At 67.8% G+C, this 13,508-nt stretch carries 14 protein-coding genes; 11 read left to right on the plus strand and 3 right to left on the minus strand.

Annotated elements, in window-relative coordinates:
• The coding region (locus ACE3PU_RS09985; RefSeq protein WP_374389445.1) for a hypothetical protein at positions 1-77 on the minus strand (77 nt) is incomplete at its 3' end.
• 194 nt (positions 78-271) lie between these two features.
• Here ACE3PU_RS09985 and ACE3PU_RS09990 point away from each other — a divergent pair.
• From ACE3PU_RS09990 to ahpF, 5 genes are all read left to right on the plus strand, one after another.
• The gene (locus ACE3PU_RS09990; RefSeq protein WP_374389261.1) at positions 272-781 is read left to right on the plus strand and encodes a DOMON-like domain-containing protein; all 510 of its coding nucleotides are present in this window, start codon (positions 272-274) and stop codon (positions 779-781) included.
• The gene (locus tag ACE3PU_RS09995; protein ID WP_374389263.1) at positions 778-1,980 is read left to right on the plus strand and encodes an exo-beta-N-acetylmuramidase NamZ domain-containing protein; all 1,203 of its coding nucleotides are present in this window, start codon (positions 778-780) and stop codon (positions 1,978-1,980) included. The genes ACE3PU_RS09990 and ACE3PU_RS09995 overlap by 4 nt, the downstream gene beginning before the upstream one ends.
• 71 nt (positions 1,981-2,051) lie before the next feature.
• Entirely contained in the window at positions 2,052-2,717 is a 666-nt protein-coding gene (locus ACE3PU_RS10000) for a DUF6624 domain-containing protein (RefSeq protein WP_374389265.1), read from the plus strand.
• 197 nt (positions 2,718-2,914) lie between these two features.
• Entirely contained in the window at positions 2,915-3,478 is a 564-nt protein-coding gene (gene ahpC, locus ACE3PU_RS10005; protein ID WP_292135158.1) for an alkyl hydroperoxide reductase subunit C, read from the plus strand.
• 188 nt (positions 3,479-3,666) lie between these two features.
• Positions 3,667-5,253, plus strand: coding sequence for an alkyl hydroperoxide reductase subunit F (gene ahpF, locus ACE3PU_RS10010; protein WP_374389268.1), 1,587 nt, complete (start codon positions 3,667-3,669; stop codon positions 5,251-5,253).
• Positions 5,254-5,296: 43 nt separating this feature from the next.
• Here ahpF and ACE3PU_RS10015 read toward each other — a convergent pair whose 3' ends face one another.
• Both ACE3PU_RS10015 and ACE3PU_RS10020 read right to left on the minus strand, forming a co-directional pair.
• Positions 5,297-6,571 carry an NAD(P)/FAD-dependent oxidoreductase gene (locus ACE3PU_RS10015; RefSeq protein WP_374389270.1) on the minus strand — a complete coding sequence of 425 codons (1,275 nt, stop codon included), beginning with the start codon at positions 6,569-6,571 and terminating at the stop codon, positions 5,297-5,299.
• Between the two features lie 30 nt (positions 6,572-6,601).
• Positions 6,602-7,252, minus strand: coding sequence for an alpha/beta hydrolase (locus ACE3PU_RS10020; protein WP_374389272.1), 651 nt, complete (start codon positions 7,250-7,252; stop codon positions 6,602-6,604).
• A 159-nt stretch (positions 7,253-7,411) separates the two neighbouring features.
• Between ACE3PU_RS10020 and ACE3PU_RS10025 the strand changes: the two genes are divergently transcribed.
• Genes ACE3PU_RS10025 through ACE3PU_RS10050 form a run of 6 tightly spaced genes read left to right on the plus strand, consistent with a single transcriptional unit; the run spans position 7,412 to position 13,507 of the window.
• Entirely contained in the window at positions 7,412-7,906 is a 495-nt protein-coding gene (locus ACE3PU_RS10025; RefSeq protein ID WP_374389274.1) for an Rrf2 family transcriptional regulator, read from the plus strand.
• The gene (locus tag ACE3PU_RS10030; protein ID WP_374389276.1) at positions 7,903-9,042 is read left to right on the plus strand and encodes a cysteine desulfurase family protein; all 1,140 of its coding nucleotides are present in this window, start codon (positions 7,903-7,905) and stop codon (positions 9,040-9,042) included. Before ACE3PU_RS10025 ends, ACE3PU_RS10030 begins: the two co-directional genes overlap by 4 nt.
• Positions 9,042-10,508 carry a Fe-S cluster assembly protein SufB gene (gene sufB / locus ACE3PU_RS10035; protein WP_374389278.1) on the plus strand — a complete coding sequence of 489 codons (1,467 nt, stop codon included), beginning with the start codon at positions 9,042-9,044 and terminating at the stop codon, positions 10,506-10,508. The genes ACE3PU_RS10030 and sufB overlap by 1 nt, the downstream gene beginning before the upstream one ends.
• A 13-nt stretch (positions 10,509-10,521) precedes the next feature.
• A complete protein-coding gene (gene sufC / locus ACE3PU_RS10040; protein ID WP_374389280.1) occupies positions 10,522-11,271 on the plus strand; it encodes a Fe-S cluster assembly ATPase SufC in 750 nt (249 codons plus the stop codon).
• Positions 11,268-12,290 (plus strand): Fe-S cluster assembly protein SufD, encoded by a 1,023-nt coding sequence (gene sufD / locus ACE3PU_RS10045; protein WP_374389282.1) that lies wholly within the window; start codon positions 11,268-11,270, stop codon positions 12,288-12,290. Before sufC ends, sufD begins: the two co-directional genes overlap by 4 nt.
• Positions 12,269-13,507 (plus strand): aminotransferase class V-fold PLP-dependent enzyme, encoded by a 1,239-nt coding sequence (locus tag ACE3PU_RS10050; RefSeq protein WP_374389284.1) that lies wholly within the window; start codon positions 12,269-12,271, stop codon positions 13,505-13,507. Before sufD ends, ACE3PU_RS10050 begins: the two co-directional genes overlap by 22 nt.
• Position 13,508: the final 1 nt, after the last annotated feature.

Genomic DNA, 13,508 nt, shown 5'->3' on the forward strand with positions numbered 1-13,508 from the left:
ACATAGTCGTCCAGACACTCGGGAAGCAGCGTCGGCTGCCGGCGATCTCCACCCTGGACGAAGCGGCTCATGCCCACCTCCTGCTGACCTCAGAAGGCTAACCTAATTCGCTTGGAGGGAAGGCGTTTTCACACAGCCTCGGTCGGTAGCGGACCTCGGCGCAATCCTGCGCGGATGTCGCGAGGGGCGAGTGGCGGGCCGTGGGGCGCGGGATGGGGTCGGCTATGCCTGTTCGCGTTGACGCGCCTTCTGGGTTCGATACCAAGGGCGGATGCGTCTGCCCCTGATCCCGCACCCGAGCACCGCCGCCGTCGATGGACTGACGCTGGAGGTCGAGGCGCGACGGGCGGGGCGGGCGCTGAGCCTGGAGTACAGCCTGAGCGGGCCGGTCGAGACGGTGCTGTGGCCCTCGCCGGCGGCGCGGGTCCATACGGACGAGCTTTGGCGCACGACCTGTTTCGAGGCGTTCGCGCAAACGGCGACGGGCTATGTCGAATACAATCTGTCGCCGTCGGGGGCGTGGGCGGCCTACGGCTTCGACGGCTATCGCCAGGGGATGCGGAACCTGGCGGTTCCGGCGCCCTTCATCGTCACGCGGGCCGCGCCGGGGCGGTTCGTGCTGACGGTCGATGTGGAGCTGCCCGAGGATGCGACGGGGGCGGTGGGCCTGACGGCGGTGATCGAGCGGCTGGACGGGTCGATCCTCTATTGGGCGCTGACCCATCCGTCGGATAAGCCGGACTTTCATCATTCCGATTCCCTCGCGCTGGACCTGACATGAACTTCGGCCTCGACCGCCTGCTGTCCGACGACGCCCTGCGGGGCCAGTTGAAGGGGCGGCGCGTGGCGCTGCTGGCGCATCCGGCCTCGGTGACGCCGGACCTGACCCATGCGATCGACGCCTTGGCGGCCTGTCCCGAGATCACCCTGACCGCCGCCTTTGGGCCGCAGCACGGGATGAAGGGCGATCTGCAGGACAATATGATGGAAAGCCCGGACTATCGCGATCCGGTCCACGGCTTTCCCGTCTTCAGCCTGTACGGCGAGGTGCGCCGGCCCCGGGACGAGTGGATGGAGACGTTCGACGTCGTCCTGATCGACCTGCAGGACCTGGGGTGCCGCATCTACACCTATGTGACGACGCTGCTCTATGTGCTGGAGGCGGCGGCCAAGCACGGCAAGACGGTGTGGGTGCTGGACCGGCCCAATCCCGCCGGGCGGCCGGTCGAGGGGATGACGCTGAAGCCGGGGTTCGAGAGCTTCGTCGGGGCCGGGCCGATGCCGATGCGGCACGGCATGACCATAGGCGAGCTGGGCCTATGGTTCATCGACCAGTTCAAGCTGGACGTCGATTATCGCGTGATCGAGATGCAGGGCTGGGCGCCGGAGGCGGGGCCGGGATACGGCTGGCCGCTGCTGGAGCGGGCCTGGGTCAACCCCAGCCCGAACGCGCCGAACCTGAGCATGGCCAGAGCCTATGCCGGCACGGTGATGCTGGAGGGCGCGACCCTGTCGGAGGGGCGGGGCACGACGCGGCCGCTGGAGCTGTTCGGGGCGCCGGACATCGACGCGCGGGCGGTGATCGCCGAGATGACCGCGCTGGCGCCGGATTGGCTGAAGGGCTGCGTGCTGCGGGAATGCTGGTTTCAGCCGACCTTCCACAAGCACGTCGGCCAGTTGTGCGCAGGCGTGCAGATCCACGTCGAGGGGCCGCACTACGATCATGCGGCGTTCCAGCCGTGGCGGGTGCAGGCGCTGGGGTTCAAGGCGATCCGGCGGCTGTATCCCGACTATGAGCTGTGGCGGGACTTTCCGTACGAATACGCCTTCGGGCGGCTGCCGATCGACACGATCAACGGCGGGCCGGGGCTGCGGGAATGGGTCGATGACGCCGGGGCCACGCCGGGCGACCTGGATGCGGTCACCACGCCGGACGAGCAAGCGTGGGTCAAGGCGAGACGGTCCTTCCTGTTGTACTGAGCGGGGAGGTCGCGATGAGGCGACGGTGGATCGCCGTGCTGTGCGGAGGAGGCGTGATGCTAGGCTTGGCCATGGCGGCGGTTCTCTGGATGAGCCAGCAACCCGATCCGGATGGTTTGAGCCGGGAGAGCCGGACAGCGATCAGGCTGGTGGTCGAAGCGCTGGAAACCGAGAAGGCGCGCCAAGCCGCGCTTGATCCGCCAACCAGCGACCGAGAGCGCTTGGAACGCATGGGCGTGCTGGACCAGATTGGCCGTCGTGCGCTGAACAGCGTCGATTACAGCCGCTTGCCGACCGACGAGCGCCCCGCCGCGCGCGCTGCTGTCTGGCGTGTGCTCGGCGACAATGACCGGGCCCTCATGGGGGAACTGCTGGCCATGGTTCCGCCGGAGGGCTGGTTCTTGAAAAGCGTCTATGGCGAGCAGGCTGCCGCGTCCGCCTTCCTGATCGTGCAGCATTCCGGTCCCGAACACTGGCGACGGTTCCTGCCCGTTCTTGAACCGCTGGTCGCCAAAGGCGAAGTGGACGGTGAGGAGTACGGCCTGATGTACGACCGCCTCGCTGTCAGCGAGGGACGGCCGCAACGATACGGCACGCAGATGGTCTGTCGTGACGGCCGCTGGGCGGTCGACACCCTGGAAGATCCTGAAAAGGTCGATGTGCGTCGCCAAGAGATGGGGTTTCGCTGGACGATGGCGGAATATGAGGCGCGTTTCACCGCCTCTTCGTGCGCCTAGGTATTGCTGCGCTTGCGAAGGGAAGGGCCGAGGCGAACCTGTGGCGTCGGCAGGGTGGGCCGGCTTTGTCCCTGAATGATCCGCACTTTCTTGTATAAACGCAGTTTATTGTGCATCTGCAAATAAGTGATTGGGCTTATCCGTTCGGGTGGGTTAGAAGGGCCTCCTCCCAATCACTCCCAGCCTATGGATTTCGCATGGCCCTCATCAACACGCCCATCAAGCCGTTCACGGCCACCGCCTACAAGCAAGGCAAGTTCGTCGAGATTTCCGACGCGGACGTGAAGGGCAAGTGGGGCGTCTTCTTCTTCTATCCGGCCGACTTCACCTTCGTGTGCCCGACCGAGCTGGAAGACCTGGCCGGCATCTATCCGACCCTGCAGGGCATGGACGTCGAGGTGTTCTCGGTTTCGACCGACACCCACTTCAGCCACAAGGCCTGGCACGACACCTCGCCGGCGATCGGCAAGATCGACTACTACATGGTCGGCGACCAGTCGGGCACGATCACCAACAACTTCGACGTGATGCGTCCGGGCGTGGGCCTGGCCGACCGCGCGACCTTCCTGGTCGATCCGGACGGCGTGATCCAGTTCATGGAGATCACCTCGGAAGGCGTGGGCCGCAACGCCGCCGAGCTGCTGCGCAAGATCAAGGCCGCCCAGTACGTGCGTTCGCACCCGGGCGAAGTCTGCCCGGCGAAGTGGGAAGAGGGTGAAGCCACCCTGGCCCCGTCGCTGGACCTGGTCGGCAAGATCTAAGCCCGACGACCCAGACAGACCGGCGGCGCGTTGCGTTTTCGTCGCCGGTTCACGGCGCCCGGTCCAATCGGGCGTCGCAGAGGCCGCGGGGTGAGTAGCGTTTCCGTCCCCGCGGCCTTTTTGCGTCCGGTCCTCGCCCGAAGCGGCTCGAGGCCGACGCTCCATCCCAGAGTTTAGTGAGGATTCCGATGCTCGACGCCAATCTGAAAACCCAGCTGGAAGGCTATCTGAAGAACATCGTGCATCCGGTGGAGCTGGTCGCCTCGCTGGGCGCCGGCGCCAAGTCGCAGGAGCTGAAGGCCCTGCTGGAGGACATCGTCTCGGTCTCGCACGGCAAGGTCGAGATGGGCCGCGACTTCGACGACGCGCGCCAGCCCAGCTTCCTGATCCGCCGCAAGGGGACCGACATCGGCGTGCGCTTCGCCGGCATTCCGCTGGGCCATGAGTTCACCTCGCTGGTGCTGGCCCTGCTGCACGTGGGCGGCCATCCGTCCAAGGCGGCGCAGGAGGTGATCCAGCAGGTCAAGGACCTGGACGGCCACTATGTCTTCGAGACCTATTTCTCGCTGTCGTGCCAAAACTGCCCCGACGTGGTGCAGGCCCTGAACCTGATGAGCGTCATCAATCCGCGCATCAAGCACGTCGCCATCGAGGGCGGTCTGTTCAAGGACGAGGTCGAGGCGCGCAAGGTCATGGCCGTGCCGACCGTGTTCCTGAACGGCGAGCTGTTCGGCCAGGGCCGGATGGAGCTGGAGCAGATCGTCGCCAAGATCGACAGCGGCGCCGAGGCCAAGGCGGCCGAGAAGATCAAGGCCAAGGATCCGTTCGACGTCCTGGTGGTCGGCGGCGGTCCGGCCGGGGCCGCAGCGGCGATCTACACCGCCCGCAAGGGCATCCGCACCGGCGTCGCGGCCGAGCGGTTCGGCGGCCAGGTGCTGGACACCATGGCGATCGAGAACTTCATCTCGGTGCCGCACACCGAGGGGCCGAAGCTGGCCGCCCAGCTTGAGCAGCACGTCCGCGAATACGAGGTGGACGTGATGAACCTGCAGCGGGCGTCGCGCCTGGTCCCGGCCAAGGTTCCGGGCGGCCTGCACGAGGTGCAGCTGGAGAACGGCGCCAGCCTGAAGGCGCGCACCGTCATCCTGTCGACCGGCGCGCGCTGGCGCCAGATGAACGTGCCGGGCGAGGACCAGTACCGGAACAAGGGCGTGGCCTATTGCCCGCACTGCGACGGGCCGCTGTTCAAGGGCAAGCGCGTGGCGGTGATCGGCGGCGGCAACTCGGGCGTCGAGGCGGCCATCGACCTGGCCGGCATCGTGGCGCACGTGACCCTGATCGAGTTCGACAGCGAGCTGCGGGCCGATGCGGTGCTGCAACGCAAGCTGGCGACCTTGCCGAACGTGAAGATCGTCACCTCGGCCCTGACGACCCAGGTGCTGGGCGACGGCGAGAAGGTGAACGGCCTGGTCTACAAGGACCGGAACTCGGACGCCGTGCACGAGGTCCAGCTGGAAGGCGTGTTCGTCCAGATCGGCCTGGTGCCGAACACCGAATGGCTGCACGGCGCGGTGGCCCTGTCCCCGCGCGGCGAGATCGAGGTCGATCATCGCGGCGAGACCAGCCAGCCGGGCGTGTTCGCGGCGGGCGACGCCACGACCGTGCCCTACAAGCAGATCGTCATCGCCATGGGCGAAGGGTCCAAGGCCGGTCTGTCGGCCTTCGACTATCTGATCCGAACGGTGCCGGCCGAGGAGGCGGCGCAAGCCGCCTGACCCTGACTTCCGCTCATCCCGGCGAGTGCCGGGGTGAGCGGGCTCAGTGCAGCTTCAGCCGCCCGGAAACGCGGCGGTGGAGCAGGCGGGACAGCGCGAGAAGGGCCGTGCGTCGCACGCCGATGATGGCGCGGTGGTGGTCGAGGTGCAGGGCCATATAGGCCCACTTGGCCAGCAGGCCCTCGATCAGGAAGTTCGGTCCGCCCAGCCCGCCCATCAACGAGCCGACGCCCTTGTCCCCGCCCAGCGACACCAGCGAACCCTTGTCCCGATAGACGTAGGGGCCGGCGTCGCGCGTGGGATCGGCCAGGGCGCGGGCGAGGTAGGCGGCCTGCTGCGCCGCCGCCTGGGCGCGAGCGGGAACCGGGCGGCCGTCGGGGCCCGGGGCCTCCGCGCAGTCGCCCATGGCGTAGACGTCAGGGGCGGAGGTTCTCAGCCGGTCGTCGACGACGAACTGGTTCAGACGGCCGGTCTTCAGCCCGAAGGCGCGGTTGGCGTCCTCCGCCTTCACCCCAGCGGCCCAGACGATCAGGGCGGCGGGGACCGGACCCTGGCTGGTTTCGAGGCGGTCGGCGTGGACGGCTTTCACCTTTGCATCGGTGAGCAGGCGCACGCCCTTGGCCTCCAGCGCGCGGGCGGCCTTGTCGGAGACGCGCTCGGGCAGGCCGCCCAGGATGCGCGGGGCGGCCTCGACGATGGTGACGCAGAGGTCGAAGCGCTGGCCCGGCGTCAGGCCGGCGGACAGCTCGTCGTGGCCTTCGATCAGCTCGGTGGACAGCTCCACGCCGGTCGCGCCCGCGCCGACGATGGCGATGTTCAGCGTCCGCTCGTCCGAATAGGCCGCCGCGAGGAAGGCCGAGGTCAGGCGGCGATTGAAGGCCTCGGCGTCGGCGACGTCTTCCAGCAGATGGGCGTGCTGGGCCGCGCCGGGGGTGTCGAACAGATTGGACCCGCTGCCGACGGCCAGGACCAGGGTGCGATAGGAGAGGGCGCGCGGCGCGACCAGCGTCTTGCCGTCGGCGTCGCGGATTTCCGCCAGGGAGATCGTCTTCGCCTCGGCGTCGAGGTCCGTCAGGTCGCCGAAGGCGAAGCTGAAATGATTGCGCCGCGCCAGGACGGGATAGGACAGGCCCTCCTGGTGGCTGTCGAGCGAACCCGCCGCCACCTCGTGCAGGCTGGGCTTCCACAGGTGGAAGATGGACCGGTCGATCAGAAGGACGCGCCGAGGCCCCTCACGCCGCCCGAGCCGGCGGCCCAGGCGGGCGGCGAGTTCGAGACCGCCGGCGCCGCCGCCGATGATGACGATGTCATGGTCCATTCGGGTCCAACGCGCGACCCGAGGATCGGATCAGGCCGGGTTCTCTTCCAGACGCTTGTCGAGATAGGCGCCGACGCGGCGTTCGACGGCGCCGATGTGGTCCTGCCAGAAGTGGCTGGCGCCGTCCTCCAGCTCGTAATCGATGACGATGCCCTTCTGGGTGCGCAGCTTGTTGACCACGCGCTCGACCTCGATCGGCGGCACGATGGTGTCGGCCGTGCCGTGCAGGAACAGGCCCGAGGCGGGGCAGGGGGCCAGGAAGCTGAAGTCGTACATGTTCGACGGGGGCGAAACCGAGATGAAGCCGTCCGTCTCGGGCCGACGCATCAGAAGCTGCATGCCGATGTAGGCGCCGAACTGATAGCCGGCGACCCAGGTCTGGGTGGCGCCGGGGTTGTTCGACTGCAGCCAGTCCAGGGCCGTGGCGGCGTCCGCCAGTTCGCCGATGCCGGAATCGAACTCGCCCTGCGACTTGCCGACGCCGCGCGAGTTGTAGCGCAGGGTGGCGAAGCCGCGCTGCTGGAACAACTGGTGCAGGGTGACCGCGACCGGATTGTTCATGTGCCCGCCCGCCTTGGGGTGCGGATGCAGGATAAGGGCGATCGGAGCGTTCGGACGCTTGCCGGGGGAATAGCGGCCTTCGATGCGGCCGGAGGCGCCGGGCAGGATGACTTCAGGCATTTGGGGCTCTGGAATCCGTTCAACTGTCATTTCGCGGCTGCGTAATACTTGACCGCCAGGGTAGGACTTTCTAAGTCCCTCCAGCGCGCCGCCGCCTTCGCGAAGGCGCGGGTTCTAGCACAAGAGCCCCTGAAAGCGCGCAATTTTTGAAGGTGCGCGATGCGTCTGTCGACCAAGGGACGATACGCCGTGATGGCGATGGCCGATCTGGCCAAGAACGGGCGCGGCGAAGGCGGCGAGAGCCGGGCCGTGTCGCTGGCCGAGATCGCCGCGCGCCAGGAGATTTCGCTGAGTTATCTGGAGCAGCTGTTCGCCCGGCTGCGCAAGAGCGGCCTGGTGCGCAGCGTGCGCGGGCCGGGCGGCGGATACCGGCTGGCCAAGGGCGCGCACGAGACGGTGGTGGCCGAGATCGTGCTGGCGGTGGACGAACCGATCCGCGCGACCCGGTGCGTGGCGCACGGCACGCCAAAGGGCTGCATGCTGGCCGGCGAACGCTGCATCACCCACAATCTTTGGGAAGATCTGGGCGACGAAATCCATCGCTATCTGGCCGGCGTGTCGCTGGAGGACGTGGTGATGAACCGTACGGGCCAGCGCCGCCGCAACGTCGAGGCGCCCCAGGGCGCCGCATTGGCCGTGGGGGTGGCGGCATGACCTCCATCTATCTGGATTACAACGCCTCTGGCCTAGTCCGGCCCGAGGTGCAGGACGTGATGGCGCGGGCCCTGGCCGACAACGGCAATCCGTCGGCGGTCCATGCGGCCGGGCGACGCGCCAGGGCGCGGGTCGAGACGGCGCGCGCGCAGGTTGCGGACCTGGTCGGGGCCGATCCGACCGCGGTGGTGTTCAACAGCGGCGGCACCGAGGCCAATGCGCAAGGGATCGCCAGCGCCCTGGCGGCCGGATGCGAGCGGCTGATCGTCTCCGCCACCGAACATCCGTGCGTGGCCGAGGCTGCGGCGAATGCGGGCGCGCCGGTCGAGGTGCTGCCGGTCGATGCGAACGGCGTGGTCGACCTGGACGCGCTGGCGCAGGCGCTGACGCGTCCCGGTCGGGCGGTGGTCGCGATCCATCACGCCAACAACGAAAGCGGCGTGATCCAGCCGATCGCCGAGGCGGCGCGGCGGGTGCGGGCGGCGGGCGGCTGGATGCACGTCGATGCGATCCAGTCGGCGGGCAAGATTGCGGTCGACATGCGCACGTTGGATGCGGACACCCTGACCCTGTCGGCGCACAAGCTGGGCGGGCCGCAGGGCGTGGGCGCTCTGGTGTTCAAGGAAGGCGTGTCGGGCGTTCGCATCCTGCACGGGGCGGGGCAGGAACGCGGGCTGCGCGCAGGCACCGAGAACGTGCCGGGCATCGCCGGGTTCGGGGTGGCCGCCGACTGCGCCGCGCGGGACCTGGAGGCGATGCAGGCGCACGTCGCCTGGCGCGAAGCGGCCGAGGTTCGGGTGAAGGCGGCAGGGGCCACGATCATCGGCGGCGCGGCCGACCGCCTGCCCAATACCTTGTTCATGGCGGTCGAAGGCTGGGACAGCCCTCAACAGCTGATCACGCTCGATCTGACCGGCGTCATGGTATCGGCGGGCTCGGCCTGTTCGTCGGGCAAGGTCAAGCCGTCCAAGACCATCAGCGCCATGGGATTGAACGCTCTGGCGACCGGGGGCGTGCGCGCGTCCGGCGGCTGGAGCACCATCGAGAGCGACTGGAGCCGGTTCGCCGACGCCTGGATCGCCGCATACGACAAGCACAAGGCACGCGCCGCCGCGCGCGTGAGAGAGGTCGCCTGATGGCCGCCGTCAAGGAAACCATCGACGCCGTCGCCGCGCTGGAGAAGTACGCGCACGGCTTCACCTCGGACATCGAGCAGGAGTTCGCGCCCAAGGGCCTGAACGCTGACATCGTGCGCTTCATCTCCGAGAAGAAGGGCGAGCCGGAATGGATGCTGGAATGGCGCCTGGCCGCCTATGAGCGCTGGCTGGCGATGGAGGAGCCCACCTGGGCGGCGGTGAAATACGAGCCCGTCGACTATCAGGACCTGTTCTACTACGCCGCGCCGAAGCAGAAGGAAGGACCGAAGAGCCTCGACGAGGTCGATCCCGAGATTCTGGAAGTCTACAAGAAGCTGGGCATCCCGCTGAAGGAGCAGGAGGTGCTGGCGGGGGTGCAGGGCGCGCCCAAGGTGGCCGTGGACGCCGTGTTCGACAGCGTGTCGGTGGTCACGACCTTCAAGGAGGAACTGGCCAAGGTCGGCGTGATTTTCATGCCGATTTCCGAGGCCTTGCGCGAATATCCTGATCTGGTGCGGCAATATCTGGGGTCGGTGGTGCCGGTCTCGGACAACTATTTCGCGGCGCTGAACAGCGCGGTCTTTTCGGACGGGTCGTTCGTCTACATTCCGCCGGGCGTGAAGTGCCCGATGGAGCTGTCGACCTATTTCCGCATCAATGCGAGCCAGACCGGCCAGTTCGAGCGGACCCTGATCATCGCCGACAAGGGCGCTTACGTCTCCTATCTGGAGGGCTGCACGGCGCCGATGCGCGACGAGAACCAGCTGCATGCCGCGGTGGTCGAGATCGTGGCGCTGGACGACGCCGAGGTGAAGTATTCGACCGTCCAGAACTGGTACCCCGGCGACGCCGAGGGCAAGGGCGGCATCTACAACTTCGTCACCAAGCGCGCCGACTGCCGCGGCGACCGGTCCAAGGTTTCGTGGACGCAGGTGGAGACCGGCTCGGCCGTCACCTGGAAATACCCGTCCTGCATCCTGAAGGGCGAGGACAGCTCGGGCGAGTTCTATTCCATCGCCATCACCAATGGACATCAGCAGGCCGACACCGGCACCAAGATGATCCACCTGGGCAAGAACTCGAAGTCGCGGATCATCGCCAAGGCGGTGTCGGCGGGCAAGTCGGACTCGACCTATCGCGGCCTGGTTTCGGTGCATCCGAAGGCGACGGGCGTGCGCAACTTCACCCAGTGCGATTCCTTGCTGATCGGCAAGGAGTGCGGGTCGCACACCATTCCCTATATCGAGGCCCGCAACGGCTCGGCCCAGCTGGAGCACGAGGCGACGACGACGCGCCTGTCCGACGACCAGCTGTTCTACGCCCAGCAGCGCGGCCTGTCGGAGGAGGAGGCGGTGGCCCTGCTGGTCAACGGCTTCGTCCGCGACGTGATGCAGAAGCTGCCGATGGAGTTCGCCGTCGAGGCGCAGAAGCTGGTCGCCATCAGCCTCGAAGGCTCGGTTGGATAATCAAGAAGAAACAATGCTCAGGATCAACAACCTTCATGTTTCCGTCGGCGAGAAGCCGATCCTCAAGGGCCTGACGCTGGACGTTCCGGCGGGCGAGGTGCACGCCATCATGGGGCCGAACGGGGCCGGCAAGTCGACGCTGGGCTACGCCCTGTCGGGCCGGCCGGGCTATGAGGCGACCGAAGGCGCGGTCGAATGGGCCGGCGAGGATCTGCTGGCGCTGGAGCCGGCCGAGCGGGCGGCCAAGGGCGTCTTCCTGTCATTCCAGTATCCGATCGAAATCCCCGGCGTGCCGGCCCTGACCTTCGTGCGCACGGCGCTGAATGCGCAGAGGCGCGCGCGCGGCGAGGAGGAGGTGGCGGCGCCGGCCTTCCTGAAGCTGGTGCGCGAGGCGTCCAAGGCGCTGAAGATGGACTTCGACATGCTGAAGCGGCCGCTGAACGTCGGCTTCTCCGGCGGCGAGAAGAAGCGGATGGAGATCCTGCAGATGGCCCTGCTGGAGCCGTCGCTGCTGATCCTGGACGAGACGGATTCGGGTCTGGACATCGACGCCCTGCGGATCGTGTCGGAGGGGGTGAACGCCCTGCGCCGGCCCGACCGCGCCATGCTGGTGATCACCCACTATCAGCGGCTGCTGGACTACATCAAACCGGACCGGGTCCATGTGCTGGCCGGCGGCCGGATCGTGGCCTCTGGCGGGCCGGAGCTGGCGCATCAGCTGGAGGCGGAAGGGTACGACAAGTATCTTCCCGAGGCAGCGTGAGCGCGGCCTTCAACATCGACCTGACCGACGCCGCCACCTTTCCGTCGCGGCGGACGGAGGCGTGGAAGTACAGCGACCTGAAGCGCTGGCTCCGCGAGGCGCCCGCGCCATCGGGCACGACGGCGGTGGGGCCTCCGGGGCCGTTCTATGATCTGGGCGGAGAGGCGATCGTCTTCGCCAACGGGCGCGCCGTGGGCGTGACCGACTTCATCGCCTCGGGCGAGCAGACGCTGCGGCTGCGCTACATCTCCGATGCGGTCGGGACGGGCCACACGGCGGGGGCGCGGGTGTCGGCGCGGGCGGGCGCCAAGCTGCTGCTGCTGGAGACGCACGAGGGCGCGGGCTCGGCCTATGTGGCGCACAATACGCTGGAGCTGGACGTGGCGGCGGGCGCCGAGGTGACGCGCGTCGTCCTGATCGAGGAGCCCGAGGACGCCATCTCGATCGCCCAGGCGCATGTGAAGGTCGAGGCGGGAGGCGTCTATCGCCAGACCATCATCGCCACGGGCGCCAAACTGCAGCGGGTCGAGACCCGCATTTCGCATTTCGCCCAGGGGGCGCACGTGCAGGCCGACGGCCTGTATCTGCTGAACGGATCGCGCCACGCCGACCTGACCAGCGTGGTGCGCCACGTCGAGCATGACGGGACGACCAGCCAGTTGATCAAGGGCGTGGCGCGCGACACCGCGCGCGGCGTTTTCCAGGGCAAGATCGTGGTCGAGCGCGGCGCGGACGGCACCGACGCGCGGATGGGGCACCACGCGCTCATCGCCTCGGAACGGGCCGAGATCGACGCCAAGCCGGAACTGATCATCTACGCCGACGACGTGCAGTGCGCGCACGGCAATACGGTCGGGACGCTGGACGAGAGCGCCCTGTTCTACATGGAGCAGCGCGGCATTCCGGCCGAGGAGGCCCGCGCCCTGCTGACCCAGGCCTTCCTGATCGAGGTCATCGACCGGATCGAGCACGAGGGCGCGAGAGAGGTGGCGCGGGAATGGCTGACGGCTCGGTTGTGACCCTGTTTGACCCCTACGCCGTTCGGGCGCAGTTCCCGATCCTGTCGCGACAGGTGAACGGCAAGCCGCTGGTCTATCTGGACAACGCCGCCTCGGCGCAGAAGCCACGCGCGGTGATCGACGCCCTGGTCGCGACGATGGAAGGCGGCTACGCCAATGTTCACCGCGGCCTGCACACCCTGTCGAACGAGGCGACCGAAGGTTTCGAGAAGGCGCGCGAGATCGTCGCCCGCTTCCTGAACGCGGAAACGTCCGATCAGGTGGTCTGGACCAAGGGCGGGACCGAGGCGATCAACCTGGTGGCCAACGGGCTGGGACTGAGCCTTCAGCCGGGCGACGAGATCATCGTCTCGGAGATGGAGCATCACTCCAACATCGTGCCGTGGCACCTGCTGCGGGAACGGCGCGGGGCGGTGATCAGATGGATTCCGGTGCTGGACGACGGCGCGCTGGACATGGCGGCATACGCCGACCTGCTGGGGCCGAAGACGCGGATGGTCGCGGTCACCCATATGTCGAACGTGCTGGGGACCATCAATCCGGTCGCCGAGATCACGCGCCTGGCGCATGCGGCGGGCGCGCAGGTGCTGATCGACGGGTGCCAGGGGGCGGTCCATGCGACGCCCGACGTGCAGGCCATCGGCTGCGACTTCTATGTCCTGACGGGCCACAAGCTGTTCGCCCCGACCGGGATCGGCGCCCTGTACGGCAAGGCCGAGGCGCTGGAGGCCCTGCCGCCGTATCAGGGCGGCGGGGAGATGATCGGCGTCGTCGAGAAGGAGCGGATCACCTATGCCGCGCCGCCCCACCGGTTCGAGGCGGGCACCCCGCCGATCCTGGAGGCCATCGGCCTGGGCGTGGCGCTGGAGTGGCTGGCGCAATACGACCGCGCGGCGGTGCAGGCGCATGAGCATGCGCTGTACCAGCATGCCGTGGACCGGCTGCAAGGCCAGAACTGGCTGCGCATCCTGGGACAGGCGGAAGGGAAGGGCGCCATCCTGACCTTCGCCGTCGAGGGCGCCCACGCTCACGACGTGGCCCAGATCATGGACCGTTACGGCGTCGCCGTGCGGGCGGGGACGCATTGCGCCGAGCCGCTGGCGAAAAGAATGGGCGTGACGTCGAGCACCCGCGCCTCCTTCGCACTATATAACACCGTGGAGGATACGGACGCCTTCGTGGACGCGCTGATCAAGGCGCGGAACTTCTTCGTGTAAG

The organism is Brevundimonas sp. (assembly GCF_041911375.1).
Taxonomy (GTDB): Bacteria; Pseudomonadota; Alphaproteobacteria; order Caulobacterales; family Caulobacteraceae; genus Brevundimonas.

Bases quoted from the DNA above. Each gene is read 5' to 3' on its own strand.
- ACE3PU_RS09990 (WP_374389261.1), top strand. From the start codon at position 272: ATGCGTCTGCCCCTGATCCCGCACCCGAGCACCGCCGCCGTCGATGGA.
- ACE3PU_RS09995 (WP_374389263.1), top strand. From the start codon at position 778: ATGAACTTCGGCCTCGACCGCCTGCTGTCCGACGACGCCCTGCGGGGC.
- ACE3PU_RS10000 (WP_374389265.1), top strand. From the start codon at position 2,052: ATGGCGGCGGTTCTCTGGATGAGCCAGCAACCCGATCCGGATGGTTTG.
- ahpC (WP_292135158.1), top strand. From the start codon at position 2,915: ATGGCCCTCATCAACACGCCCATCAAGCCGTTCACGGCCACCGCCTAC.
- ahpF (WP_374389268.1), top strand. From the start codon at position 3,667: ATGCTCGACGCCAATCTGAAAACCCAGCTGGAAGGCTATCTGAAGAAC.
- ACE3PU_RS10015 (WP_374389270.1), bottom strand. From the start codon at position 6,571: ATGGACCATGACATCGTCATCATCGGCGGCGGCGCCGGCGGTCTCGAA.
- ACE3PU_RS10020 (WP_374389272.1), bottom strand. From the start codon at position 7,252: ATGCCTGAAGTCATCCTGCCCGGCGCCTCCGGCCGCATCGAAGGCCGC.
- ACE3PU_RS10025 (WP_374389274.1), top strand. From the start codon at position 7,412: ATGCGTCTGTCGACCAAGGGACGATACGCCGTGATGGCGATGGCCGAT.
- ACE3PU_RS10030 (WP_374389276.1), top strand. From the start codon at position 7,903: ATGACCTCCATCTATCTGGATTACAACGCCTCTGGCCTAGTCCGGCCC.
- sufB (WP_374389278.1), top strand. From the start codon at position 9,042: ATGGCCGCCGTCAAGGAAACCATCGACGCCGTCGCCGCGCTGGAGAAG.
- sufC (WP_374389280.1), top strand. From the start codon at position 10,522: ATGCTCAGGATCAACAACCTTCATGTTTCCGTCGGCGAGAAGCCGATC.
- ACE3PU_RS10050 (WP_374389284.1), top strand. From the start codon at position 12,269: ATGGCTGACGGCTCGGTTGTGACCCTGTTTGACCCCTACGCCGTTCGG.